Source organism: Paenibacillus sp. J22P165 (assembly GCF_059692015.1).
The window spans coordinates 41,282-66,613 of record NZ_JCAUAP010000009.1 but is presented as its reverse complement, the minus strand read 5'-3'; the positions used below and the strand labels follow the sequence as shown (position 1 = coordinate 66,613).

General features: G+C 46.1%; 24 protein-coding genes. 16 read left to right on the top strand and 8 right to left on the bottom strand.

The window, feature by feature from the left end:
• Nucleotides 1-4 precede the first annotated feature (4 nt).
• From AC58QM_RS22850 to AC58QM_RS22825, 6 genes are all read left to right on the top strand, one after another.
• Nucleotides 5-2,155 carry a hypothetical protein gene (locus tag AC58QM_RS22850; protein ID WP_497287167.1) on the top strand — a complete coding sequence of 717 codons (2,151 nt, stop codon included), beginning with the start codon at nucleotides 5-7 and terminating at the stop codon, nucleotides 2,153-2,155.
• A gap of 185 nt (nucleotides 2,156-2,340) precedes the next feature.
• On the top strand, nucleotides 2,341-2,895 hold the full coding sequence (locus AC58QM_RS22845) for a hypothetical protein (RefSeq protein ID WP_497287166.1): 555 nt from the start codon (nucleotides 2,341-2,343) through the stop codon (nucleotides 2,893-2,895).
• A 4-nt stretch (nucleotides 2,896-2,899) separates the two neighbouring features.
• Nucleotides 2,900-4,027, top strand: a complete 1,128-nt coding sequence (locus tag AC58QM_RS22840) for a hypothetical protein (protein ID WP_497287165.1) — start codon at nucleotides 2,900-2,902, stop codon at nucleotides 4,025-4,027.
• A gap of 164 nt (nucleotides 4,028-4,191) precedes the next feature.
• Complete coding sequence (locus tag AC58QM_RS22835) at nucleotides 4,192-5,412, top strand: MFS transporter (RefSeq protein WP_497287164.1); 1,221 nt, start codon at nucleotides 4,192-4,194, stop codon at nucleotides 5,410-5,412.
• Between the two features lie 26 nt (nucleotides 5,413-5,438).
• Entirely contained in the window at nucleotides 5,439-6,314 is an 876-nt protein-coding gene (locus AC58QM_RS22830) for a LysR family transcriptional regulator (protein ID WP_497287163.1), read from the top strand.
• 108 nt (nucleotides 6,315-6,422) lie between these two features.
• The gene (locus tag AC58QM_RS22825; protein WP_497287162.1) at nucleotides 6,423-6,860 is read left to right on the top strand and encodes a rhodanese-like domain-containing protein; all 438 of its coding nucleotides are present in this window, start codon (nucleotides 6,423-6,425) and stop codon (nucleotides 6,858-6,860) included.
• A gap of 35 nt (nucleotides 6,861-6,895) precedes the next feature.
• Here the strand turns inward: AC58QM_RS22825 and AC58QM_RS22820 are convergent, their stop codons facing one another.
• Nucleotides 6,896-7,618 (bottom strand): siderophore-interacting protein, encoded by a 723-nt coding sequence (locus AC58QM_RS22820; RefSeq protein ID WP_497287161.1) that lies wholly within the window; start codon nucleotides 7,616-7,618, stop codon nucleotides 6,896-6,898.
• Between the two features lie 257 nt (nucleotides 7,619-7,875).
• On the opposite strand from AC58QM_RS22820, the gene AC58QM_RS22815 reads away from it, so the two are divergent.
• The 3 genes from AC58QM_RS22815 (at nucleotide 7,876) to AC58QM_RS22805 (ending at nucleotide 10,403) form a co-directional block, all read left to right on the top strand.
• A complete protein-coding gene (locus AC58QM_RS22815) occupies nucleotides 7,876-8,103 on the top strand; it encodes an XRE family transcriptional regulator (protein WP_497287160.1) in 228 nt (75 codons plus the stop codon).
• Between the two features lie 112 nt (nucleotides 8,104-8,215).
• Nucleotides 8,216-9,205, top strand: coding sequence for a flippase-like domain-containing protein (locus AC58QM_RS22810; RefSeq protein WP_497287159.1), 990 nt, complete (start codon nucleotides 8,216-8,218; stop codon nucleotides 9,203-9,205).
• A complete protein-coding gene (locus AC58QM_RS22805) occupies nucleotides 9,195-10,403 on the top strand; it encodes a glycosyltransferase family 4 protein (protein WP_497287158.1) in 1,209 nt (402 codons plus the stop codon). The genes AC58QM_RS22810 and AC58QM_RS22805 overlap by 11 nt, the downstream gene beginning before the upstream one ends.
• 59 nt (nucleotides 10,404-10,462) lie before the next feature.
• On the opposite strand, the gene AC58QM_RS22800 is transcribed toward AC58QM_RS22805, so the two are convergent.
• The gene (locus AC58QM_RS22800) at nucleotides 10,463-12,658 is read right to left on the bottom strand and encodes a YhgE/Pip family protein (RefSeq protein WP_497287157.1); all 2,196 of its coding nucleotides are present in this window, start codon (nucleotides 12,656-12,658) and stop codon (nucleotides 10,463-10,465) included.
• 250 nt (nucleotides 12,659-12,908) lie between these two features.
• Between AC58QM_RS22800 and AC58QM_RS22795 the strand changes: the two genes are divergently transcribed.
• Entirely contained in the window at nucleotides 12,909-13,799 is an 891-nt protein-coding gene (locus tag AC58QM_RS22795) for a LysR family transcriptional regulator (RefSeq protein WP_497287156.1), read from the top strand.
• Here AC58QM_RS22795 and AC58QM_RS22790 read toward each other — a convergent pair.
• Genes AC58QM_RS22790 through AC58QM_RS22780 form a run of 3 tightly spaced genes read right to left on the bottom strand, consistent with a single transcriptional unit; the run spans nucleotide 13,786 to nucleotide 15,479 of the window.
• Nucleotides 13,786-14,772 carry an NAD(P)-dependent alcohol dehydrogenase gene (locus AC58QM_RS22790; RefSeq protein ID WP_497287155.1) on the bottom strand — a complete coding sequence of 329 codons (987 nt, stop codon included), beginning with the start codon at nucleotides 14,770-14,772 and terminating at the stop codon, nucleotides 13,786-13,788. The genes AC58QM_RS22795 and AC58QM_RS22790 overlap by 14 nt on opposite strands.
• Nucleotides 14,773-14,809: 37 nt before the next feature.
• Nucleotides 14,810-15,031, bottom strand: a complete 222-nt coding sequence (locus AC58QM_RS22785; RefSeq protein WP_497287154.1) for a helix-turn-helix transcriptional regulator — start codon at nucleotides 15,029-15,031, stop codon at nucleotides 14,810-14,812.
• Nucleotide 15,032: 1 nt separating this feature from the next.
• On the bottom strand, nucleotides 15,033-15,479 hold the full coding sequence (locus tag AC58QM_RS22780; protein WP_497287153.1) for a hypothetical protein: 447 nt from the start codon (nucleotides 15,477-15,479) through the stop codon (nucleotides 15,033-15,035).
• A 174-nt stretch (nucleotides 15,480-15,653) separates the two neighbouring features.
• Here AC58QM_RS22780 and AC58QM_RS22775 point away from each other — a divergent pair, with 174 nt between their 5' ends.
• The 6 genes from AC58QM_RS22775 (at nucleotide 15,654) to AC58QM_RS22750 (ending at nucleotide 23,170) form a co-directional block, all read left to right on the top strand.
• Complete coding sequence (locus tag AC58QM_RS22775; RefSeq protein WP_497287152.1) at nucleotides 15,654-17,225, top strand: ABC-F family ATP-binding cassette domain-containing protein; 1,572 nt, start codon at nucleotides 15,654-15,656, stop codon at nucleotides 17,223-17,225.
• Nucleotides 17,226-17,240: 15 nt separating this feature from the next.
• A complete protein-coding gene (locus AC58QM_RS22770; protein ID WP_497287151.1) occupies nucleotides 17,241-17,684 on the top strand; it encodes an SRPBCC family protein in 444 nt (147 codons plus the stop codon).
• Nucleotides 17,685-18,310: 626 nt separating this feature from the next.
• Nucleotides 18,311-18,898 carry a hypothetical protein gene (locus tag AC58QM_RS22765; protein WP_497287150.1) on the top strand — a complete coding sequence of 196 codons (588 nt, stop codon included), beginning with the start codon at nucleotides 18,311-18,313 and terminating at the stop codon, nucleotides 18,896-18,898.
• A 42-nt stretch (nucleotides 18,899-18,940) separates the two neighbouring features.
• Nucleotides 18,941-21,388: an S-layer homology domain-containing protein gene (locus tag AC58QM_RS22760; protein ID WP_497287149.1), complete on the top strand. Its 2,448-nt coding sequence runs from the start codon at nucleotides 18,941-18,943 to the stop codon at nucleotides 21,386-21,388.
• 65 nt (nucleotides 21,389-21,453) lie between these two features.
• A complete protein-coding gene (locus AC58QM_RS22755) occupies nucleotides 21,454-22,680 on the top strand; it encodes a redoxin domain-containing protein (RefSeq protein WP_497287148.1) in 1,227 nt (408 codons plus the stop codon).
• A gap of 85 nt (nucleotides 22,681-22,765) precedes the next feature.
• A complete protein-coding gene (locus AC58QM_RS22750; protein ID WP_497287147.1) occupies nucleotides 22,766-23,170 on the top strand; it encodes a VOC family protein in 405 nt (134 codons plus the stop codon).
• Here the strand turns inward: AC58QM_RS22750 and AC58QM_RS22745 are convergent.
• The 3 genes from AC58QM_RS22745 to AC58QM_RS22735 form a co-directional block, all read right to left on the bottom strand.
• Nucleotides 23,162-23,674, bottom strand: coding sequence for a hypothetical protein (locus AC58QM_RS22745; RefSeq protein WP_497287146.1), 513 nt, complete (start codon nucleotides 23,672-23,674; stop codon nucleotides 23,162-23,164). The genes AC58QM_RS22750 and AC58QM_RS22745 overlap by 9 nt on opposite strands.
• 8 nt (nucleotides 23,675-23,682) lie before the next feature.
• Entirely contained in the window at nucleotides 23,683-24,351 is a 669-nt protein-coding gene (locus AC58QM_RS22740) for a DUF2306 domain-containing protein (protein WP_497287145.1), read from the bottom strand.
• Nucleotides 24,352-24,478: 127 nt separating this feature from the next.
• On the bottom strand, nucleotides 24,479-25,237 hold the full coding sequence (locus AC58QM_RS22735) for an exodeoxyribonuclease III (protein ID WP_497287144.1): 759 nt from the start codon (nucleotides 25,235-25,237) through the stop codon (nucleotides 24,479-24,481).
• Between the last annotated feature and the right edge of the window lie 95 nt (nucleotides 25,238-25,332).

The window sequence follows — 25,332 nt, the reverse complement described above, 5'->3', positions numbered from 1 at the left end:
CCTCATGATCATCAAAATTCACCACAAGCGCCTAGTGACTATTGTCTTGTCTACGCTGCTTGTGCTAGGAGCGACTACCCCCGTCTGGGCCGATAGCGGCCCCTCCACCCCTGTATTAGATGTGGGTAAGGTAAGCATGACGGGAAGCAGTTATTTTGAGTTACAACAGATTCATCTTCAACAGAATGCTAGCGGGAAGTTAGCGACATTTACGATTACGATCCATAACGAGGGCAGCAGTGAACTGCAATTTATTGATTATTGGGCGCGTCTAAAAAGCAAATCCGGCAAGCAATTCTCCGTGCGATTACTTCCGGCAGATAAGGATAAGAACCGGGTAGCTCCCGGTTCAACGACAGATGTAACGTTTTATGCAACGGTTGATGCGAGTACGAACTTACAAGATCTTGTTGTGCAATTTATTAAATGGGATTTCAACCAAACTGATTTTGAACGAATTCTAGGTGAGTTAGCCATTCCCGATGATTATACAGATGTAACACCTGCTAATCTTGCCTCTGTGATTTCGGTTGGTGGAACTAACGTGAAGGCGTCAATCACAAAATTTGTAAGCAACAAGAATGAGAAATATCATGTTCCTACGGTGTACGTAAGCTTAGAGAATGTTGGAAGTCATACCGTAACCATTCCTGCGTACCTCTTCTCAATTCGCACGTCAGAAGGCCTCATGTATCCGATGGAAGCCAAAGGATTGAAGGATTTGCAAATTAATCCTAAGGAGACCAAGGAAATACAGCTCTCTGGTTCGATTCCAGTGGCTGTTGCTGCAGATGCTTGGCAATTAGCGATTGCTGAGACGATTGCAGACTTGAAATTAAATGTTGCGGTTGCCAATTTCCAGCTGCCAACTGTTTCTCAGCCTGAAGGTGGCTCCGTTGGTAAAGCATATACCTTCACCAATAAATCAGGTGTGTATACGACGCAGCTGAACGGTTTGCACAGATTGCCGTGGGAGGATCAAGACTTACTTACAGCCGATTTAACGCTAAGCAATAACGGAGATGAATCACTGCCTATCCCGAAATTATCCGGGTATTTCTTGTTGGATGACGCAGTGAAAATTGATGCAAAGCTTATTCAAACAGCGAAAGTGATTGGGTTGGGAGCGGGTGCAAGTGTCAACCTGCAAGTTGCAGGCAAGGTACCTTATACGTACGAGTTTTCACATATTAAATTAGTTCTCCAAGAGAATGAAGGGGAAACGACGGGAACAGGTACAAACACAGGCAATGCGGCAGCGACTGATGTGCTGGAATTCTCGACACAGGCTGAACTCCAGGCGATTCCATTGGTTGGGATGGGGCAATTCTATACATCAAATGATATCGGACGTAAAGCTAAGTATGGAGTTCGAAGCGTATCGACCTATGCAGACAAAACGAATATCATGTATTCGGCGATGGTAGAAGCGACCAATTTGGAGAAGCGATTCACGAATGTGTCTAAATTCGTTGCTAATTTCCGTTCATCGGACGGTACGATTTTCCCAGCAAACGTCGCGGAAGTGAAGAACAAAATTAGCCCCACAGGCAAAGCGCTGTTAAATGTGTGGGCATCGGTTCCCAAGGGATACGCCACGACAAATATGAATTTACTTCTAGGAGAAGCCGTGACAGAAGGTAAGTTGTCAGAAGGCGAGAAAGCTGTCGCGGATGCCTATGTGAACCCAGTAGCGTACTTGCTGCCAGACGAGAAGAGTGATGTAGCTACAACACTTAAAAATGTGGAATTGTTCCCTTATACGATCTCGATTGATAAAATAGGAACGTCCATTTCGGACGGTGCATTTACGTTGAAATTTAACTACGAGTTAACCAAAGAGAAAATGACAGAAATTAATACCGAAGGTCATAACTTACTGCTTGTGTTTGAAGATGGCGGCGGAATTAAGCGATTTGAAAAGAAATTTGATTTTAAAGATTTTGATGTCATTAATGGAGATTCAACGGCGGATGAAGATGTTAAGATTCGTCTTGGTAAGAGAGACAATTTCAAAATAACAAGTCCAGATCCAGGACTCATTTATAATACTAAATTTCTACAAAAGTATACGCTCAGCATTTATGACGAATTCCAAGGTCAGAGAAAGCTGTTAGCCACGCAAAAAGCGGATTGGTTTGTGACTACGGACTAATGTTGAACAAAAGTTATCGTAAGAGTGGAAAAGCATACAGAGCGTGGTGCGTGGACCAACCAACACCGCTGCTCTGTATTTTTTATTTCCTCATATCAAAAATTTGTAAAATCTTGAGATATCTTGTCGCCCCAATGTGCTAGAATAATAGAATTGATTGGGAATAATAGGCAGAGGGGTATTGTATGAGGAATAAGAGTGGGATTTTGGTCGTGGGTTGTCTTGGTTTTATTGGCATATTGGTGGTAATTGCAATTATCACGGCAGCCGTGGTGTGGGGACAACGGGGGACAGCCATTGCGTTGGATGAGCAAATTAAGTCACAGCATGTGGCGAATAAGTCCAACTACGATAACATGTGGAAACGGTTCAAAGAAATGGCGCAAGTCACTGACATGCAGGCTGATGATATCAAAAAAGTATATACCGACCTGATTTCAGGCCGTTACACGAATACACAGGCTCTTTTCCAAGTGATACAAGAGCAGAACCCTCAAATGAGCAGTACGTTGTATACGAAGCTGCAAAATGAAGTTTCTTCGGCGCGGACCGAGTTTGACCGGAATCAAAAGAATATTGCTGATCAAGTCCGTGAGTATAACACACATATTCGGAAGCATGTGCTGATGAACGCTATTTTTCATTTTGAAACCATGGATGCAGAGAAGTTTATTATTACTTCGGATCGTACGAGCGATGCGTATCAAACAGGCAAAGATAACGAAGTGAAGCTGAGGTAAGCACATGGCGTATTGGTCAGCGTTTTTTCTCGTTTTAATTGTTGGTTTTGCCACTGAGCTCGTGACGGGGCGCAGATGGTGGAGATATGTGCTGATATCGCTATTGGCCGCCACCCTATTTGCTGGTGTAGTAGCCGGTGATTTTTATGTGAGGACGGTCGATACAGAGGTCTGGTCGGGGAGCGTGACGAACTGGGAGCACACAGAAGAGTGGGACGAGTGGATTCCAGGCAAGAAAGAATGTTCCACGGATGCTAACGGCCGCAAGAGCTGTACCCAAAATCCGGGGCACTACGAGCACCACAAGGCGAAAAACAAGATTAAAACCTCGGACAACGGATGGTTTGAAGTGGACGAGTCCATGAACGGGAGAACTAGGTTTAATGATCGCTCCCCCAATACGACAGCCGAATTAGCCAAATATTTTCCGCTGGGGACGCCTTCAGCTTCCGTTCATTTGTATGTGAATAAGGTGCGAGGTTCTTACAGTCTTTTTAAACATGAAGACATTGATCTAAAAGATTACCCTGATCTGCCAGGGTATCCGAGCCATGTATCGGAGCTGCTTCATGTCGATAGGATTGTAGGCGCTGTGCCGAATGGGCTGCAAGCCTTGCAAGCATTGGCGGCGTGGAATACCGAGCTGAACAAAGCGGTGCCTGACCCAGAGAATCCGGGAGAGACCAAGTCGTGGAAACAAGTCAATTTGATTTTTGTGAATTTGGGGACGGATCTGCCGCAGGAATACGGTTACGCTCTTCAGGATAAATGGAAGAATGGCAATAAGAACGATTTTGTCGTTAGCTTCAGCCCATCAACGGATGGTTCTATGAGGTGGGTGCATGCTTTCTCCTGGAGTGAAGTAGATATGCTCAAGCTTGAGGTTCAGGATTACATGATGGCGCAGGGGTTTGGCAAAGATTTTGTGCCGATCGTGGATCATGTGGCCAAGATGGTGGCAGATCAATTTGTGAGAAAGCAATTTGCTGACTTTAACTATTTGCAAATTGAAGTAAGTGAAACGTCGACTTATGTGATTTGGGGACTTGAGATGACGCTGCTTGCCTTCTATATGTACAAATGCATCAGAACCTCCATTACTCGTAGACGGAAGATGACATACGATTATTGATAGGAGCGTTCTCCCACCGGATGGTGAGAGAGCGCTTTTTCTGAATTGACTTTTTTACATTAAACGTTTCAACACAGCCCGTATTAGTCGTATAATAAACCTGTTTACAATTAGGAGATGGGACAGCCCAACCTCAACTACTCTACGATAAGGGCGTGAGTTAATTGCGTTTTACCTCCAAAGATTCTGTGTTGAGTCATCCATCGTTCAATTATTTCTGGATTTCGCGCATGTTTTCCTCTTCTTCTTTTCAGATGCTTTCTGTCGCGATCGGGTGGCAAATGTATGACTTGACCCACGATGCGTTCAGTCTGGGCTTCGTCGGGTTAGCTCAGTTTGTGCCGATGGTGCTGCTTACCTTCGTTGTAGGGCAGGTGGCGGACCGCTTCGACCGTCGGAAGATTGTCTTCATCTGTCAGTTCATCGAGGCCTTGATTGCTGTGCTGCTGCTGTTGGGCAACCTGAATGACTGGCTCGGACGAGAAGAAATTCTAGTGGCTGCGGCCATTCTCGGTGCTTGTCGCGCCTTTGAAGGTCCCACTTCCTCAGCGCTGCTCCCACAGTTGGTCCCCAAATCCATCATGCAGCAGGCGATCGCCTGGAGCACGTCAGTCGGACAAACATCGCAAATTATAGGACCATCGCTCGGCGGCTTGCTTTTCGCGATAGGGCCCACTTTCGTATACGGCACAGCGACTATTGCCTTGCTCGGTGCTGGAATCCTGACGTTCTTGATTCGTATGACGCCTATCGAACGTAAATTCGAGCCTGTCACCATGCGTTCTGTGTTCATGGGGTTAACTTTTATTTATCGCAAACCGATCATTCTCGGGACGATTTCTCTTGATCTATTTGCTGTTCTATTAGGTGGAGCGACAGCTCTATTGCCTATCTTTGCGCAGGATATTTTGCATACGGGACCTGTGGGACTGGGGCTTATGCGAACCTCACCGGCAATTGGTGCCTTATTGATGTCGATCGTGTTGGCTTATTTTCCACTGCAAAAGTCAGTCGGACTTAAGCTGTTCGGGGCACTCGCTGTTTTTGGACTTGCAACGATGCTATTCGCCATTTCGACGAACCTGATCGTATCGTTATTCGCTCTATTCCTCGTGGGCGCCTCGGACGTCGTGAGCGTCGTGATTAGGTCATCCCTTGTGCAGCTGCAAACGCCAGACGAGATGCGAGGCAGGGTTAACGCCGTGAATTCGCTATTCATTGGGACGTCGAATCAGCTGGGAGAGTTCGAATCGGGCATCGTGGCTGGTTTCATCGGCGCAGCTCCGGCCGCGCTCGTAGGTGGCATAGGGACACTTGCTGTTGCAGGCTTGTGGATGTATCTGTTTCCGTCGCTTCGGCGGCTGCGGTCTTTATCGGGAAGTTAGAATGGAAAAAGGGGGAGTTGAGCCCTGTGGAAATGACGTATTTAAGGACATTTCGCGAAGTGGCGAAGTATGGAAGTTTTACGCGAGCCGCGGAAACGCTGGGCTATGCGCAATCCAGTATAACGGCGCAGATCCAGAAACTGGAGGAATCTTACGGCGCTGTGCTCTTAGAACGATTCGGACGGACGATGAAGTTGACGATGGCCGGAGAAGCGCTCCTGCAATACGCTAACGAGATTTATCGCTTACACGAAGAATCCAAGGAAGTCGTATCTAAGCAATCCAAGGGGACGCTTTCCATTGGAACGATTGAGACGTTGGCAGCTTTCTATCTCCCACCCCATCTTCAGGCGTATCGACGTGAATATCCGGACGTCAACATTGTTATTCATCCGGGGAACGAGCCTTTCATTATCGATTCGGTTAAAGAAGGCGCTGTGGATATTGGCATTATTTTGGATCCGCCTTTTACAGATCCAGAGCTAGATAGCACCATTTTAAGAGAAGAACCTTTAGTCATTATTGCAAGTCCTGATCATAAACTAGCTGGGCAAACCGAAGTCCATGTGGAAGATCTAGCGAACGAATCCCTAATCCTGACCGAGGATGGCTGCACATACCGAGCGATGCTCCTGAAAGTGTTGAAAGGAAATCAAGTGAGCTACAATTTGTCCTACGAATTCGGTAATCTCGAAGCGATTAAGCAGTGCGTAACCTACGGGCTTGGTATCGCATTGCTGCCGCGAATTGCTGTCGCCGAGGAACTACGCAAAGGCCAGATCGTCGCAATGCCATTTATTCATCCCGAGTGTAAGTTCTATACACAATTGATTATCGCCAAGAAAAAATGGAAATCGAAAGCCTATCTTGGTTTTCTAGAGATACTCAATGGCGCTAACTAACTATCGAAATGAGTGAAGTCTTGTATCGATTTCTATCGATAACTCCAGTGTCGGTTCCTGTGTTACATTAACATCAAGAAATCGACAAACCCACTGGAGGCAACCCAAATGACCATTCAAACGAATAAATCACTCGTTCTCGAGATACCTGCCGCATCACCGGAGCTTACTCATCGTCATTATATGAATAAGCTTTCCGTGGAAACGGATGTTGCGGATGTACGTTATGACATGCAACATGGCTTTAATGATTTTGTGCTCATCGATGTTCGCAGCACCAAAGCATATGGAGAATGTCACATACCCGGTGCGATTAACCTCCCTTCCAACCAGATCAACGAAGAGACGACTGCTTCATTCGCAAAAGAACAAACAATCGTCGTTTATTGCTGGGGACCAGCATGCAACGGTGGAACCAAAGGAGCAGCTCGACTCTCCGGTCTCGGGTTTAGGGTGAAAGAGATGCTCGGAGGCATTGAGTACTGGAGGAAGGAAGGGAACGAAGTAGAGGGAACGCTTGGCGAAACTGCTCCATTGATCGGTTAAGGCTATGAAAATCGAACTAATGCTTTAAATGGCCTTTATTCAAGTCCCTTCTTACCCGGCATCCAAAAGGGCTTCGCTTTAATTTGACGATTCTCCCATTGGTGATGCACTTTCACATAGTTACGCATCTCGACACAAACCCGGCCATCGCCTCCCACATATAGCATGCCCTTACCCTGTGCTTGTTTCAGGATTAGTTCTAGTTGTTCCTTTAACGACTGTACGGGGTTTGCAGGCAAGTCATAGAAGGTGAGGGGCGATGTTCCATCCAAGTCGGTGAAAAAATCTTGTTTATGATCGGCATAAATGAGGCTAAATACCTTTTTGTGTGGAGGGATTTGGCGATTTATTTCATACAAATGGGCTAATGAGGAGATGTCTCCGATAAGGATATAGTAATCAGGGGATTCATCATACACGAAATTTCCTTTAGGTCCTGTGAAATGAACAGTGTCACCCTTCTGTAGACGCTTGGCCCAGCTTGCCCCCGAACCTGAGGAAAATGCGCAAGCCGCTATTTCAATGACTTGTGATGCCGTATCGTAACGCCAGACGGAATAAGTTCGGATCATATCGGTTAGTTTGACGGATTGATCAGCGCCTACCAATACGCGGAGAAACTCTCCTGGCGTATAGGAAAGGCCTTTTGCATGCTGCAGCTGAAGTGAAATTCTGAAAGTATGCTCAGCAATTTGTTGCTTTTGAATGACGGTGGCCTTATGTGAAATGCGTTTACCCAAGTTTTCTAAAATCCCCATAGGAACAACCCCTTCAGCATGTAGTTTCCTTGGAAACAATGTAGCATGGCAGACGGGGAAAAAGCAAAGACAAAGTTAATCGCGAAGAGTGATTGGCTGAAAGGCACATTCATTCAATTTTTTTTGATCCAACTCTATCAAAACCCACCTTCGGCCGCACGTTCGTGCAAGCTTTCGGTGGGTTTTTCATTGCGCATAAAAGTCGAGAACCTTGGCTAGGCTGAAGTCATATTCTTTTGGACAAAGGGGACTCGTATATGAAATTTGAACTTGGACGCTGCTTGTTACAGGAGCGATTAGCGGAATACGGAATAGCTAAGGAAGAATTAACTCGGATATTGCTTTATAAGCCAGAACGATTAGTCGACTATATGGAAAATAAGAGAATGATGCCCTTGAAAGTTGCCATATCCATTGCGGATACCATCGGTTGCCGGGTGAATGACTTGTACGAGTTGATTGCGGCGGATGCTAGCCATACTTAGAATGATTATCAGCAAATTAACAAAATAAAAATGATTACCTGCATGACGTTTTACAATGCCGTTATACAATAATTGGACCGCCATACGTATAGGAAGGGACGGTGGAGCCAAGATGCTGCGGAGATGGTGGCCAGTGCTTCTGAAGGCCTTACTCGTGGCAGTCATTTTGTATTTTGCCAAGAGAAGCTTAGCGCTAGAGCCCGCGGACTTACTAACGTTTCTGATGGATGCAGATTATCGTTTTTATGTGTCTATGGTCCTTTTCACCGTATTTTTAATACTGCAAGCGAGCATTTGGGTGCTTATTGTTAATGCTATTGGAGCAAAAACGGACAGTCCAACTAGACTAGATTTATTATCAGGTCTGCTTATTTTTATTAACTCGCAATTCGCTAAGTACATACCAGGCGGCTTTTGGAACTATGCGGGCCGCATCGTACTCGCCACTAGGGCGGGTGTATCATTGGGTGCACAGTTTGCAGCCATCCTATACGAAAACGTTCTCTTGGTATCCGCGGCGCTTTCGTATGCACTGTTACTTGCTTTTAGCCTAGATGTTGTGTCAATTCCTGTTTGCATATTCATTGGTGCTATTGCGGGCGCAGCCTATATGTATTATTCAAGTATCACAGCTTGGTTAGGCCGAGTATTCACTCACGTCTCTCGATGGAAGTTGCTCCAAAGGCTGCATCGGCGATTCACTAATTCTGCCTATACCCTATCGAATAGCAGCGCAGGAGCCATCTTGTCTCGCAATCAATTTTTGAGTTATTTTTGTTGTTTTCTAGGTAGCCATTTCGTGATGGGGATCGCCTTCTGGATGTTGTCAAACAGCTTCGGAGCTGGCCGAATTAGCGTATTCTATGCGGCAGGTACGTTCGCCACTTCTTGGCTGCTCGGATTGTTAAGTCCACTTCCTGGCGGGCTTGGTGTTAGGGAGGGCTTCTTGGTTTATTTTTTATCACATAAGCTAGGTGCGGAGGCCGCACTGAACATTTCGGTCCTAGCACGGTTATGGAATGTGATGGCTGAAATTACATTCTGGGCCGTCATTCAAGTGGCCAACAGACTAGTTCGAAAGGTGAGAAGCTATGAATCGTAAAAAAGTCGTACTTGTTGCTGGTGTGTTCCCTCCTGGAATTGGTGGCATGCAAAGTTATTACTATAACCTTTCTAAGCATACGAAACATGAGATTACAGTTCTCGCTCCAGCGTATCCGGGCAGCGATGCTTTCGATGGTCAACAATCCTTTCGGACAGTGCGTGGAGCATTCATGCGTAATGAGCGTGCACACATTCTGAGCTGGGGGCGACTTTTTCGTCATGTGAGGAGAATGATGATGGTGGAAGAGCCTGATGTTACGGTCTACGGATATGTGCTAATCGGTTTCATTGGTCTGTTGTTTCGGATTTTTGGCAAACGCCGGTATGTCATTTCCACGCATGGCATGGATATGCTGATGTTTCGTCGATTTATCGGCCTAAATCAAATTGTGAAGCTAATATTGGTTCATGCAGACGGCGTGTTGACGAATAGTATATTTACCAGAAAACTGGTAGAAGATTATGGCGTCGATCCTTCACGTATTCGTCTTGTGCATCCTGGTGTGGAGGCTGTTTTTGATCAAAAAGCTGCCAATGCGGAGCTGATCCGACGTCATGGACTTGAAGATAAGTACGTTATTTTATCTGTCGGTCGGCTTGTCACTAGGAAGGGACAGGATCGTGTCATTGAGGCCATGCCCGAAATACTGAAGCAGATTCCCAATGCTGTATATGTCATTATCGGAGATGGTCCCGATCGAGCACGACTTGAACAGATTGTACAGGTGAATGGCGTCGAAGATGCGGTTATTTTCATTGGAAGTATCAGCGGAAGTGAAAGTTTGAACGAATATTATAACGTGGCAGACCAGTTTATTATGGTGTGTCGAGAGCTGGATAAGGGGGATGCCGAAGGTTTCGGGATCGTCTACTTGGAAGCAGCCTCGGCAGGAGTACCCGTTATAGCTGGAAGGTCAGGTGGAGCTCTGGAGGCGGTGCTTGACGGGGTGACGGGGCTGCTCGTTAATCCAGATTCACATGCGGAAATTGTAGAAAGCGTTCTCCAATTGTCCAAGGATCAGCCGCTTAGAGATCGCCTAATAGCAGCTGGCTATAAACGTGCGAAGACTGGGTTCCAGTATGAAGTACTCGCAGAGATATTTGATCAGTACGTAGAAGAGCTGTGCGCAAGCCCCCGGGCCAACAACAGCAAGTTAGTTAGGAAACAGGCTCGTATGAAGCAGGATATCCGGTAAAGGTTACAAAAAAAGGCTAGAAATCACCTCGAAGGTGGCTTCTAGCCTTTTCTAATTTATTAGACCGTAACAGGCATCAATTGTTCCTCATCGTTATTATCTTTCTTTTTTCGAGTGAGAAAATAAACGCTGGTTAGTATCAAAGCAGCTACCAAGTAGATACTCAAGTAGCCCACTTGATGCCACATCTCCGCATACTGACCACTGGAAATGACGTACCGGAAACCTTGAATAGCATAAGTCATCGGCAGCCAAGGATGCAGAGCTTGTGCCCAATCAGGCAATAGCTCTAGTGGATAAGTCCCCGCACTTGAAGCTAACTGTAAGATCATCAGCAGCAATACGACGAATCGACCGGGTTGATCGAGCCATGTGACGAGCATTTGAATGATCAGCATGAAAGTTAGGCCAACGACGAAGGTAAAGATATAAAACAAGGGAATGCTCTGTACCTTCAGGTCTAAGACATAAGTGAGAACAGTCGTTGCAATCAAAGCTTGGAAAATACTCATCAAACTAAAGGTTAAAAGCTTGCTAACCAGCAACCGGAACCCGTGAGCACCTGGGGTGAACGTGCTTCTAGCTGCGTAGATCGTTGTGAACACGAGCGAGCCTGCAAATAACGCCATAGAAATGAAGTAAGGGGCAATGCCGTTCGCATAGATCGATACCTTACGATCGTCATTGGCTGTAATCTTAACGGGTTCTGCCAGCATTTTGATCGTGTTGTCATCGGCTTTGACAGCAGCTGTCTGCGCCGCGGCATCGTTTAATTTCGACGCTAGCTGGCCGCTGCCATCGACTAATTTCGGTGCACCTGTGTCAAGCGCAGTCGCACCCTCATTCAACTGCGCGGCGCCACTTGCCACTTTATGAATGCCTGCTGTCATTTGCGTCATGCCGCTTGCCAGATCTCCGGCTCCTGTGCTGACTTGCGCCGCGCCGCTTTGCAGCTTGGTGGCGCCCGCAGCTAGCTGCGGCAAGTTGGCATTAAAGGTGTGCAGGCCATCTGCAAGCTGCTGCCCACCCGTTTGTAGCTGCGTTGCTCCAGCAACTAATTGTTTTTGGCTGTCACGGAGCTTCTCAGCGCCAGTGACGAGCTTTTCTGTGCCAGATGCCACTGACTGGCTGCCTGTGAGAAGCTTCGACTCCGCATCATGCAACTTTTTGTTGCCTTCTGCGACTTCTTTGCTGGCTGCGATGAGCTTCGTCATTGTTGCATTCGAAGCCAAATCAGGATGCGCTGCGACGAAGGCTTCAAGACCCGAGGCGACCTGTGCGGAGCCGTCTTCCAGCTTATTGCTGGCACTTACGGCTGATGTAAGCCCATCGACTACTTGCGTGCTGCCTTTGGCAGAGGCGGCAAGCCCAGAAGCCAATTGTTCGGCTCCGGTTTGAGAGGCTTGTAGCCCTGTTACCAAGGAAGAGGTGCCTGCTGCTGCTTTCTGAGCGCCTTGCTCTAACTGAGCGCCTGCGTCTTGCAATTGGTTGGCTCCGCTCGCCAGAGAAGCGGCGCCTTTGCTAACTTCCGATGCACCTGAGCTAAGGCTAGTGGCTCCTTTTTGAAGTAAACCAGCACTGTCGTCTAATTGTTTGGTGCCATCTGCTAGGATGACTAAGTTGGATTTGACTTGATGAATCCCGTCACTTAAGGTTTGTGCCCCAGCCTGGAGCTCGGAGGCTCCTTTTCCTGCTTCACTGAGCCCATTTGAAATCGTTTCGAACTCAGAAAGAATGCTTGTAGAGTAAGCTTCCGTCAATGTGTGAGATAGCTTGTTTTTTAATTCCTTCGTCGCGCTTTCCCCAATCTGACCGGCAACAAAGTTGTAATAACTGTTGGATTCGAAAATAATCTCTGCCTGCTTCGGTGTCGAGCTTGTTATTGAAGCGGCATCTGTTGAAAATGAAGGTGGAACGGTAATCGTGGCATAATAATGGTTATTTCTCATCCCAAGTGCGGCTTCCTCTGCACTCATGAATCCCCACGCAAATGAGCTGTTTTTCTTCAATTCATCGATAAATTCATTGCCCACATTGCGGGATTCGCCTTCAAAATCAGCGCCCTGATCCATATTGACCACAGCGATTGGAAGTTTCTCCAATTGGCCGTAAGGGTCCCAAGTGCCCTTCAGTAAGAATCCGCTATATAAAATAGGAACTAATGCGACAGCGATAAAGGTAATGATCATCATGGGGTTCTTAATAAAGCGGCGAAATTCACCTGCGAATACTTGAAAAATGTTGGTTTTTTTCAATGGTAATTCTCCTTTGCAATATAGAATAAATAAACACAATCGTCATAGAAAGACGGTGCGGTCGTTTATTGTGAGTGATAATCGTCGTTAATGATGTTCCCTTAATCCAAACAATTATTCGAAAGACTAAGTTTCATCTAAGTGGTTTCGGCAAGGTTGAGATGGTTACTGTATAATACCACTGTCAAATGATAAAATATATTTAAGTTTAATTTATTTGACTAAACAAAAAGTTAAGGATGATGTTTTTTTGAATATTATACAACTTCAATATTTCATTGATTCGGCGGAGTCGGGTTCGTTCACAGAAACGGCCAAGAAGCATGGGATTACTGTTCCAGCCGTAAGTCAATCCATTAGCCAGCTAGAAATTGAATTAGGAGTTACGTTGTTTACTCGTTCCAAAAAAGGCATTGCACTTACACAGGATGGCTTTAAAGCTAGGCAATATGCACGTACCATACTGACGAATGTGCGAAATATGAGAAATGAGCTCTCCCAATACAAATCCATCAATACAGGGAATATTGTGATTGCCACGATACCTGGCATGGTTTCATTAGTGACGGACACCACGATTACCTTTATGGGGATCTACCCGCATATTAATGTTCAACTTTTGGAGGGCGATAATACAGCGGTGATGAATCAGGTGATGAAAGGGGAAGCGGATATGGGGTTCGTTTCTTTGTCACGGGAGAGTCAGGACGATTCGTTCACTTGGGAGCCAGTGATTCGCGGGGAAGCGGTCATTGTCGTGAATAAACAATCCCCTCTGCGATTTTTAACTGCCATAACTGGCTCCGAGTTACATAATGAAGTATTCGTTATTTATAAAGATGCTTATATAGAAAGAATTGCAGCGGAATTGATTTCCGGAGATTCAGGCAATCGAATTGCCCTGACAACGAACAACACGCAAGCCATCATGCAAATGGTTAGCCGCGGCAATGCGATTACCATTGCGACGGATTACATCGTGAATACGATGCCAGAGAAATTCAAGAACGGGGTCGTCTCGATACCGATTGGCACATATAAAAAATACCCGAACTACCTGTGGCGCATTACGAAGAAGGATGTTGAAGTGTCCGCGGTAATTAAGGAGTATACGCAGCAGTTGTTTGCTAATTTGGAGTGAGGGGATGCTCCCCAAACGTAATCACCACATTCCCCTTCTTACGCCCTGTATCCACATAGCTATGAGCTTCAGCCATCATTTCGAGTGGATAGCGTCTATCAATTACGGCTTTCACGTGACCTGCCTCAAAAAGCTTCCCGAGAAAAGCCAGATTCTCTTTCTTTTGCTGTAAGCCCGCGGCTGTGAACTTGGCTTTTTTGCTGCTAAGCTTGGATGTCCATAACATCTGAAGCATGATGCCCAGTGATGGAACGGTAATGAGATAGACGCCTTTGGCAGAAAGCGAGTCTTTACATTGTGTGAATGAACGTTTGCCTATCGCATCGAAAATAACATCATACGACTGACCGCTTTTTGTAAAATCCTCCTGCGTATAGTCAATAACCTGATCAGCCCCCAACGATTTCACGAATGCTGCATTCGTGGAACTGCACACCCCTGTCACCTCTGCTCCGAAATACTTCGCTAGTTGTACGGCGTAAGCCCCTACGGCTCCGGATGCTCCGTTGATCAAGATCTTTTGTCCCTGCTGAAGCCGTGCCGTATCACGGAGGAATACCAATGCTGTTAAGGCACCGTCACAGAGGCCTGCAGCCTCTTCAAAGCTCGCATTAACTGGGAGACTAGCCAGTGTGCCAGCTTCAGGCAAACAAACGTACTCCGCGTAGGCACCGAAAGTAGTAGGACTTATGCCAGATACGCGGTCGCCAGCTCGGAAGGACGTGACGCTTTTACCCGTGGCATCAATTTCACCAGCGAATTCCACGCCGAGTATCGTATGTTTGGGCCTGCGCAGACCATACATCAATCGGATGATAAAAGGGTCAGCCTTGCGAAAAGCACAATCCGAAGGAGTGACTATGGCCGCGTGCAATTTAATGCGCACTTCATTGTCCTTAGGTTCTGGCTTATCAACCTGCCTCAGCAGAAGAACCTCAGGTGCTCCGTACTTGGTACATACGATGGCTTTCATTCGTATCCCTCCTGGCTCGATTATCGTAAGATCGTTTTCACACCTGCTCATCCTCAATAAAGAAAACATCTTCTAGTGTTAATTGAAAGACACGGGAAATCCGAAAAGCCAACTCCAAGGAAGGGGAGTATTTACCCTGTTCGAGGGCGACGATCGTTTGCCTTGTTACCCCAACTTTATCTGCCAGTTGTTGTTGTGTCATTTCATCATGGTTAAATCGCAATTTCCGTATGTGATTGCTGAACAGACTTTTGCCCATCTTAAACTCCTTTCCGATAGAGGTAGAGCTGTGTGGATACACCGGCCATTTCGGAGAAGAAACCGGAGAAGATAAGAATAGTAAACATCGTAGTAGGCGTCATATCTAGCACCAGCGATACCATGGCTAAGAGAAAACCAAGCGTAAAGACATAATGCGAATTTCTAGTTGCTTTCAAATCAATGAGTTTATCAAGTTCATCGGTGAAGGAGGGTTCCACTTCTTTGGTCGTAAGGCGATAGACAATATTAAAAATGATCGTAATGATGATTTTGGCAACAATGGTTATTGGAATTAAGATTAAGATGGCTGCGGCCCAAAAGTGAAAGGTTTCCGTCGTATCCATGCTAGTGTCCTGAACCTTTTGAAAGACATACCAACAATAGAAACCAAAAATGAATAGCGTGCTCATGAATGAGACGATATGCTTTTTCTCCTGATAAGACATTCTTCCGTGCCTCCTGTATGTTTAATTTTACCATTAGTAAAATGATCTATACACAATGTAACTTATACTATACATGAAGTCAATTATACAATACACCATTTATTAAAAAATGTCGTGAAGCTAAACGTGATATAATCAGCCTAGAATGAATGATGCAGGTCAAAGGGGATAGCTATGAGTGTAATACGTTTGGAGAACGTGACGAAGAAATATGAGGACGCGATGATTTTTCGCGATATTTATTGGAAGGTGAGTCAAGGTGAACGAATCGGACTGATCGGACGGAATGGTGCCGGAAAATCGACGGTTTTTAGACTAATCATGGGAAAAGAAGAGCCAACGTCAGGCAAGGTTGAGATAGATCCTCAGGTTAAAATAGGGTACTTCTCGCAATTCTCGGAAATGACGGGCAGCTTGTCCGTGCAGCAAGAGTTGGAAATGTGCTTCGAGCAGGTTGCGCTGATTGAACGCGAATTGCAGGAAGTTGGAGAAAAGCTGGGTACTGTCACAGATGACGGCGAGATGGATAAGCTGTTAACGCGGCAGGCGGAGCTGTTTGAGCAAATGGAGCATTTGGATGGGTGGAACGTATCTGTTGAAATCAACACCGTTCTTACGAAGCTTGGATTTAATGAGCGGTCACGACATCAACCTGTTGATGAGTTGTCCGGCGGCTGGAGAAACCGTGCGGCGCTTGCCAAAATGCTCATAGAGCAACCTGATGTGGTCCTGCTGGACGAGCCGACGAATTACTTGGATATTGAAGGGATTGCTTGGCTGGAGCAATGGCTGTATCGGTTCAAAGGTGCGATGGTACTGATTTCCCATGATCGGGAATTTATCGACAAAGTGGTTACGCAAGTGATCGAAATCGAGAACTATCGTTTTCAAGAGTACGAGGGCAATTACACGGATTATATTCGCAAAAAGAAGATGCGCAAAAAGGAGCTCGACCGCCAATTTGAGTGGGAAGAAGAGCTGCTCCTTATGGAGGCGGAGGCTATTGATAGCCGTGCCAGTAAGAAAATGTCCAAGGACCGTCTATCGCGCCAGCTAGCAGATAACAAGAAACGGATCGAGCCTCACCCCGTCAACGTGCTGATCACGGATATTTATGAGCGTCTGCGGTTTCCGGACAAGCTGTGCGAGGTGAAAGATATCGGGCAGACCTACGAGGGTCGGACCATTTTTGAGAACGTCAGCTTCGATATTCAAAAGGAAGACCGCCTAGTCGTCGTAGGCCCTAACGGAAGCGGGAAATCCACGCTCATTAAGGTGCTTACGGGACAGGAGAAGCCGGAGTCCGGCGAGGTGATCTGGGAAAAAGGCGTCAGCTACGCGTATTTTAACCGGATGTGGGAGGAGCTCAATCCTAAGGATACCGTTAGCCATGCGGTGAATACGTACGGCCTTGGACTAGATGCGCCGCGGAAAAAGGTGAACAAATTCCTCGCCATGCTGCAATTTTCGGAGATGGACCTCAGCAAGTTTATTGGCAACTTGTCCGGTGGTCAGAAGGCACGGGTCGCGCTTGCGAAGTGTCTTCTCTCCGGCGCCGCGGTCATCATCTTGGATGAGCCGACGAATCATCTTGATCTCATGAGTATTCAAGTTATGGAGCAGGCGTTGATTCATTTCCCTGGTGCAGTCATTACGGTTAGCCACGATCGGTTCTTTATTGATAAAATCGGCACGAAAATGCTGACCTTTGATCCAGCAACGGGCGTCACTCAGCAGAATTTATAGGGAGGAAAAGTTGGTATGGAACAGTTTACAGTCGTCCAAAGCATTTGGATTCAAGCTCCGCTGGAGCGTGCATGGCAAGCAGTGACGGAAGGCGAGCAACTAACGGAGTGGTACTCGCCAGGCTCGCCATGGGACGTTGCCGAGCTTTCGCCGGGAGCTGAGGTCTACTTTCACCATGTACCGAATGAGTACCACGAAGGGACGGAGGTTGTCACTTTGCGAGCGATCATCGAGGCAGTTGAACTGCAGCAACGCTTCGCGTTGCGTTGGGAGTTCAGTGTGCCGGATTATGAGATGATCACGACATTTCTCACCGCGGCGGAAGGCGATGGCACACGTGTAACGATCACCGAGACGGGGTATGAGACCCAAGAGCAGGCGAAGCCGACCGAAGAAGGGTATGCGATGTCATTGGACAATTTGAAAGCTTACTTGGAGGGGCATGAATTGCCATATTAGAAAGCGTGAGCCTCAGTCTCTGGAGTTTGGAGTCATTAGCTGGATAACATACAGTTATTTTTGCTCGAATACGCACTTTTGTTCAACTTAGCTGTAAAAAACGTAGTTAATTGTAAGGCTAGCTGTCAAAAACGGAAGAATGCGAAGAATTAACTGTACGTTTTCCATCTATTCAAAATAAATAGCTGATTTATGTCAAAATAGATGGATATTTTCCAGTTATTGGCTAATGAGAAGTGATAGTGCGGCTGATATACATTGTTATTCTACCACCGACATGCTGACTTTCTGTTTGTCGACAGGGAGACAAAAAAGCCTCAATTACGGGTGAATTCTTTAATTCCAACAAAACCGATAGGAATTAATTAAAAAATGATTGACATAACTATCAATGCCATTTAAGATATGTTTACATTGAGATTCACGCATGTCGTATGTATCTCAACTGAATATCGAATGTGATCTACTGGACAGCCAGAGATTCAACGGGAGCAGATGTAATCGCTCTTTGTTGTGTCTCTTTTTTTTATCTTCTCAACAACCAGAAGGAGGATGACAGCCAAGAGGCAATTCGGCATGATGGCAACTTTACTCATTAAACCTAAGAAGGAGAGGGATGTTCAAACATGGCTAACATTGGACTATCAAAATTTAAATTATTGGCAATACTCGCAGCGATTGCTGTACTTATTGTCATCTATGCGGTCACCGTATCCGCTTCGAAGAGCACAGATAATAATGGAACAACGGCTGTTGTGACAACAACACAAGCTCCTTCGGCAACACCGAAAGTGGAGATCCCGTCTCAAGCTGCGGTAGCCGCAGTTGCTGAAGCTAAGCCGCAAGCAGCCGCAACACCAGCTGTGGAAGCGACACAGACGCAAGCTGCTGCTGCAACACCGGCAGCCACAACTGCACCTACAACAAACACTGCGGCAACTACTGCCGTGAATACGAAAGCGCCTGAAGTAAAAACAGCAGCCGTATCCACAGCGACTGAAACGAAAAAAGCAGAAGTCGCCACAAAAGCGGAAGAGCCTAAACCAACGGCTGAACCTGTGAAGAAAGAAGAGCCTAAAGCTGCCGTGGCTGAGACTCCACAGCCTGCTCAAGTGAAGCCAGCAGCTACACCGGCGCCTGCTAAAGCGGCTGCAACTCCTGCGCCTGCTGCCCAAGATGAAGAGAACTGCGACATCGAAGAAGAGGGTTGCTAATCGGAGCCATACACTAACGAAACTAACACAGAGGAGAATACCATGACTAAATCATCGACTACGAATAAAGCCTTAACGCTGCTTCTGGCTGCTACGCTAGTTTTACCTTTTTTACATACGAACCAAGCAAGTGCCGCAGCATCATCAACGCCATCAGCACCACTCAACAGCACTTATACAAGTTATTTCAATCAAAAATATGATAATCTCGTTGACGATAAGAACGTTTTTAAAACAACAACCTATCATGAACTTGATTATTTGCTAGACTCCGAAGGAACTTATGTATTCCTATTCGGTGGTGCCTGGAGTAAAGATACACAAGCTGTTGTTGGATACATAAACGAGGTGGCACAAGCGAAGGGAATCAAGTCCGTCTATAACTTTGATACGCGGTTAGATGGTGCAAACCCTGCTACAGATATCGCAGACTCCGCCAACAATCCAATCTCGAGACGTTATGTCGATCTGGTTAATAAGTATTTAACGAATCTCAGCACACAAATCGAGGGTTCGGAAAGTGTCACTTACAGCAATGATGTGACGTCAGGCAAAGCGCCTAACCTCGTTACCAAAACCCTGACAGGTACAGCTCAAAAGATTCAAACCCCGTACTTGTTCGTGTACAACAAAAATAACAAAAATGGCGCTGCCAACGCACCGATCATTTCTTCGGTAGAGGGAATTGACGCACTTTTAACCAATGGTGTTGTGGATAAAGCCAAAGTGGATGCGTATAAAGCCAAAGTTAGCGCGGCATTTGATGCTGTTCCAGCTAATCTCAAAGCTGGCTTGCAAGCCGATCAAAATAACAACAACTATATTGCCTCCTCTTATAACGAATTCGCTGGAGAAACGATTTTTGGTGAAGCAGATAAAGACATCGTGCTTGATCCAGTAACCTATGACGAGCTTAATGGAGTGTTGAAAAGCGAAGGGAACTATGTTTTCCTATTCGGATGCTCTTGGTGCCCTAATACACGGGCAGTTGCGAAGTATGTCAATGAATATGCGAAGAAATACAATGTAACCAAAGTGTATAACTGGGATACGAAGCTGGACGGAGGCATTGGCGGTACGCCAGATGTGCCTGTAGGAACGGATAGCAGCAATTTCCTTCAAATCCGTGCAACGGGTGCTTTATTTTCCGATCGTTACGTAGATCTGGTTAATACCTACTTAACGAATATCGAAACTCTTTATGCAAAAGCAAGCAATAACGTCAGCTACAAGGACGCGAATGGCGTTGATCATGTAGCTAACAAGCTGCAAGTGCCTTACTTCTTTATTTACAATAAGGATCATAAAGATGCGCAAGGCAAACCAGCCCCAATTCTTGATCATGTTGAGTTAATGTATACATGGAAAGATATTCAACCTGACTATGAACTGAATGGTAAAAAAGGTGTCAATTACAACAACTACATTGAGGCGCTAGATCGTGCCTTCTCAGAACTGCAAGGTGCAGCTGATCAAGCAGCTCCAACAGGACTGACAGGAAAAGCTCCGAAGTCAGATACGAGCAAAGATGGCCAAATCAGCGGTACGTCTACAGCTCTTGAGTACAAACGTGCAGAAGACAAAGCTTATGCACCAGTAACGGGTACGTCCCTTACAGGACTTACGCAAGGTACTTATTACGTGAGGACTGCAGCTAAAGCTGGCTTCAAGCCAAGTCCATCCACGATCATTGACTTGAATTTGGAACAAGCAGCAGCACCTACAGGTCTTGGCACTGCAGCAGCAACGACTTCGTTGAGTCTTGATGGAAAAATAACAGGCACAACTGCGCAGTTGGAATATAAACTTGCGGGAACAACCAAATACACAGCAGCCAAAGCCACAGAAACGACAGGATTATCCACCGGTAAATATCAAGTTAGATATGCAGCCAAATATGGGTATAACCCAAGTCCAGCAACGGATGTTGCTATTACTTACACGAAATCTGCCTTTGTAGATGTGCCAGAGTCAGCGTGGCACCATCAAGCGATTAACTTCCTAGCAGCCAATAAGATTGCTGGCGGCACAGACGAGACTCATTTCAGTCCGAATGACAAGCTGACAAGAGGACAGTTCATTACGCTTCTATTAAAAGCATACGGCATAGCGCCGGAAGAGAACGCGAAAGACAATTTCGCAGATGCAGGTAACACGTATTACACGCCATATTTGGCGGCTGCTAAACGTCTGAACATCGCAGGTGGTGTTGGCGACAACCAATTCGCGCCGAATCAAAGCATCTCTCGTGAGGAGCTGTTCACGCTTTTACATCGCTCGTTAGGTGTACTGAATAAGCTTCCAAAAGGGAATGGGGCAGCTACATTGTCTAGTTTCTCGGATGCGGGCCAAATCGCAGGATTCGCACAAGAAGCGTTCAAATCACTTGTTGAGAGCGGAATCCTAACAGGGGATAACGCTAAGCTTAACCCGCAAAACCTATCCACAAGAGCTGAAGCCGCTCAAGTGTTATACAACTTACTTAAATAAGAGGTGAAATGGGTAGCCGCAAGGCTGCCCATTTTGGTTAAAACGAACAGGGGAGGAGAGGCGATTTGGATTTCATCTTGGCATTTTCAGCGGGGCTGCTTTCATTCATATCCCCATGTGTTCTTCCGCTCATTCCTGTGTATTTCAGCTATATTGTAGGCTCTTCTATACCTGATATGGTTACAAATAAAGGGAAGAGTCATGTTGTCTATAAATCCTTATTCTTTATATTGGGATTCTCCCTCGTGTTTATAGGTTTAGGTATTTCCGTAAGCTCGATCAGCAAATTATTTACGTCCAATTTATCGATTTTCAGGCAGATTGGCGGCGTGGTTATCATCCTTTTTGGGCTACATATGACAGGGATATTTAAGATTAAATGGTTGTATTCCGAAAAAAGGTTCTTAACTAGCGGCCCATCTGTGAAAAAAACCGGTCCGTTCCTGGTAGGGATGGCCTTCGCTATCGGATGGACACCGTGTATCGGTCCGATGCTCTCTACGATTCTCATCTATGCGGGCAGCATGGAAACCATCCAAAAGGGAGTCCTACTGCTCACAGCCTATTCACTAGGTATGGCGGTGCCTTTTGTGCTTTCGGCCTTTTTAGTGGAACATTTATCCCGATTGTTGAAAAAGGTTTCCAAGTACTTGCCCATTTTCTCCGTTATCAGCGGCATCATTATGATCTTTATGGGCGTTCTTGTTTTCACGAATCGGATGGAGACGATTAATCAATCCCTTTCCTTTTTAACCAGCGCATATAGCATTAGTGAAGAGGCGGTGGTGCAAACTTCCAGCTTGCAGATGGTGGATGCAAATACGGAGAGCACAGAGGGGGCAACAGCGCCCAATACGCTATTACTCGATGCTCAGGAGCGGGAGAATGCGATTGATTTCACCGTAACGGATTTACATGGGCAGCGGGTAACCTTAAGCAATCTGAAAGGCAAGAACGTGTATATCAACTTCTGGGCGACTTGGTGCAAATGGTGTATCAAGGAAATGCCGGACATGGAGAAGGTCTATCACGATTACAAAGATGACAATATCGTCATGCTGGCTATTGATGTCGGAGAAAGTCATGAAAAGGTAAGCGATTATCTGAAAGAACATCCGTATTCCTTCCGTGTGTTGCTCGATCCTGATAAAAAGGTCACACAAGCCTACAAACTTCGATCCATTCCGGTTTCTATTTTTGTAGATAAGCAGGGAAGAGTTGCCTACAACCGAGTAGGCACATTAACGGAAGATCAGATGCGGACAGTTATTAAGGGATTGTTGGCTGAGTAGGATTTATTGAATAGGAACACTTGATCCCATCTATATGTGCGTGATACAATTTTAGGAAATAGATGAGGGACGGTGGGCACGCAATATGAAAATTCAATTAGAAGGTATCACCATGTTATCGACAGATGTTGCACGACTAGCTCGTTTTTATCATGATGTGCTTGGCTTTCGAATTGTGGTGGAAGAAGCGGCGTATGTTGAATTTGAAAATAACGGCGTCCGTTTAGCGATCTGCTCGACTCCGCTTATGGCCGATAATACGAATGATCATCCTTCATTTCTGGAAGAGCGCAGAGGGCAAGCCTACGAGTTCAATTTTCAATGTGACTCACCAGAAGAAGTGGGAGCACTATATCGGGAGTATGTTTCGAAAGGGGCTACTGCGATTATGGAGCCAAAAGCAAAGTCATGGGGACACGTAACAGCCTTTTTTGCTGATCCGGATGGGAATATTCATTCGCTTTTTGCGGTTAATCCTGAATCAACTTAAGGCTACAAACGCATCAGAATGGCTTCGGATGTAGGTTGCGATACCTTGCTGAGTGATCTCCGAAGCTTCTAGTAAGGCCGCATACAACGGACTGACCTCTGATAACAGATCCGAATCATGGTCGAGATCACTTGCAGAAATATCAAAATTCGTGATATTCCTCGGGTGATTTCTTTGTTTCAGGAGCGTCTCCATGCGCTCGACAAGAGGCAACGTGCAGCTGTCTTCGAAAAAGCGCAGCGCGCTTTGAACACCTGCCCATTTTGCCGGCTGAGCTAGGAAGTAGGCACTCCACCAATAGAAATCAGCCTGTGATTTGATGGCATGGGTATAATAGGTCCAGAAAGCAAACAGGGCTTGTTGGCCTGGCGTAAGCTCTTGAAATAGCCCAGAGGTGAAATCTTCGCCTCGGGTTTGAATTTCTTTATAGGCGAGGATGAGCGGTTGAAAACAGGCTGTTATAAGTGCCGTGTCTTCTATAAGCGGAAGAGTATCGTGGCTCATTTTTACTTTTATAACAACATCACTCCTTTACTCCTATTATACTTGCGAATCCCAGCGCGAATGATCATTTCCGCGATGAGTAAATTTGGCAGCCAACAAATCCAAGCAATGACGCCGAAGGTATCATTCGTATCCGTAAGACCCCAGAATACAGCGGCTAACGGTATCATGATACGAAGCGAGATCGCTGCGCAGGACAACGCGTAATTGCGTAACATCCATTGACCGTGCGCGCGTGGGTTGCGATCAGCAATGATGCTCCTTAGGCTTTGGTAAAGTGTGTACAACCACATGAGAGATAGGGCTCCGAAGCCAAGCTGAGCACTCAAGCCACCGCTAGTGTAATAAGCCATGTAGAGACCTGTCGAACCTGCTACTGTAATCAACGTTGCATAGGCATAGCCAATCGCGCGATGGACACTCGGTGTTTGGAGTCGAATTCTCTTCATGAATTGCAGCCAACCAATGCCGAGCGCAATACCACCAGAAACCGCGTGGAACCATAGCACGGTATACCAGAGATCAGGCATGTTACCTTTTTGGGTAACGAAGCCTTGATCTTTGATATCGTCTGGGTTGCCATACAGTAACAAGGCATAAGCCGCGATCCCAACGGCTAGAAAAGCTAGAATGCCAAACACCCAATTCCGTCTTCTTCTTCTTCGGTTTCTCTTCACTTTGCATCCCTCGCAGCACATCGAATTCTTGTTAATTCGATCTTACCACTTAGGAGGTTATTCCCAGAAGCGACCAAGGTCGGAACGTGTGCTCCTCCTTAAGTCGGGGATTAGATCAGCCAACTCTCTAGGCTAAATCCAACTCCAAAACCACAGGACAATGATCGCTCCCTAGAATATCACAGGCAATAGATGCCTCAGTAATCTGAGGTGCTAATCGAACAGATGCGAGGAAATAGTCAATCCGCCAGCCCACATTCCGAGCACGAACGCCAGGCATATTGGACCACCATGAGTACACATCTGTTCTCTCTGGATACAAGTGCCGGAACGTATCGAGGAAGCCTGCTGCTAATAAATCCGTCATTTTGCCACGCTCTTCGAGGGTAAATCCGGAGTTGTTATGGTTCCCTTTGGCATTTTTTAAATCTATTTCATTATGGGCCACATTCAAATCACCGCAAACCAAGACAGGCTTCGCTGCGTCAAGTCCGGCTAAATAGTCGCGAAAGCGATCTTCCCACTCTAGCCGGTAAGGCAGCCTGGATAAATCGCGCTTCGCATTCGGGGTATACACTGTTACGAGATAGAAGTTCTCGAATTCTAGTGTCAGGATGCGACCCTCAGGCTCGGAATCTTCTTCAATTCCGTACCGGACAGAAAGGGGCTCCACTTTCGAGAAGACAGCCGTGCCGGAATATCCTTTTTTCTCTGCATAGTTCCAATATTGCTTATAGCCCTCTCCTAGATCGAGGTCAATCTGCCCCTCTTGTAGCTTTGTTTCCTGCAAGCAGAAGAGATCTGCATCCACCTCTTTAAAATAATCCAAAAACCCCTTATTCACACAGGCTCTTAAGCCGTTAACATTCCAAGATACTAGTTTCATTATCGGTACTCCTTGCGCTCTATTTAAGATGGTCATCATCTCAAATCAGTGTACCATATGTTCACGCCAGGGTCGTCCTAATATGCCGATCTTCC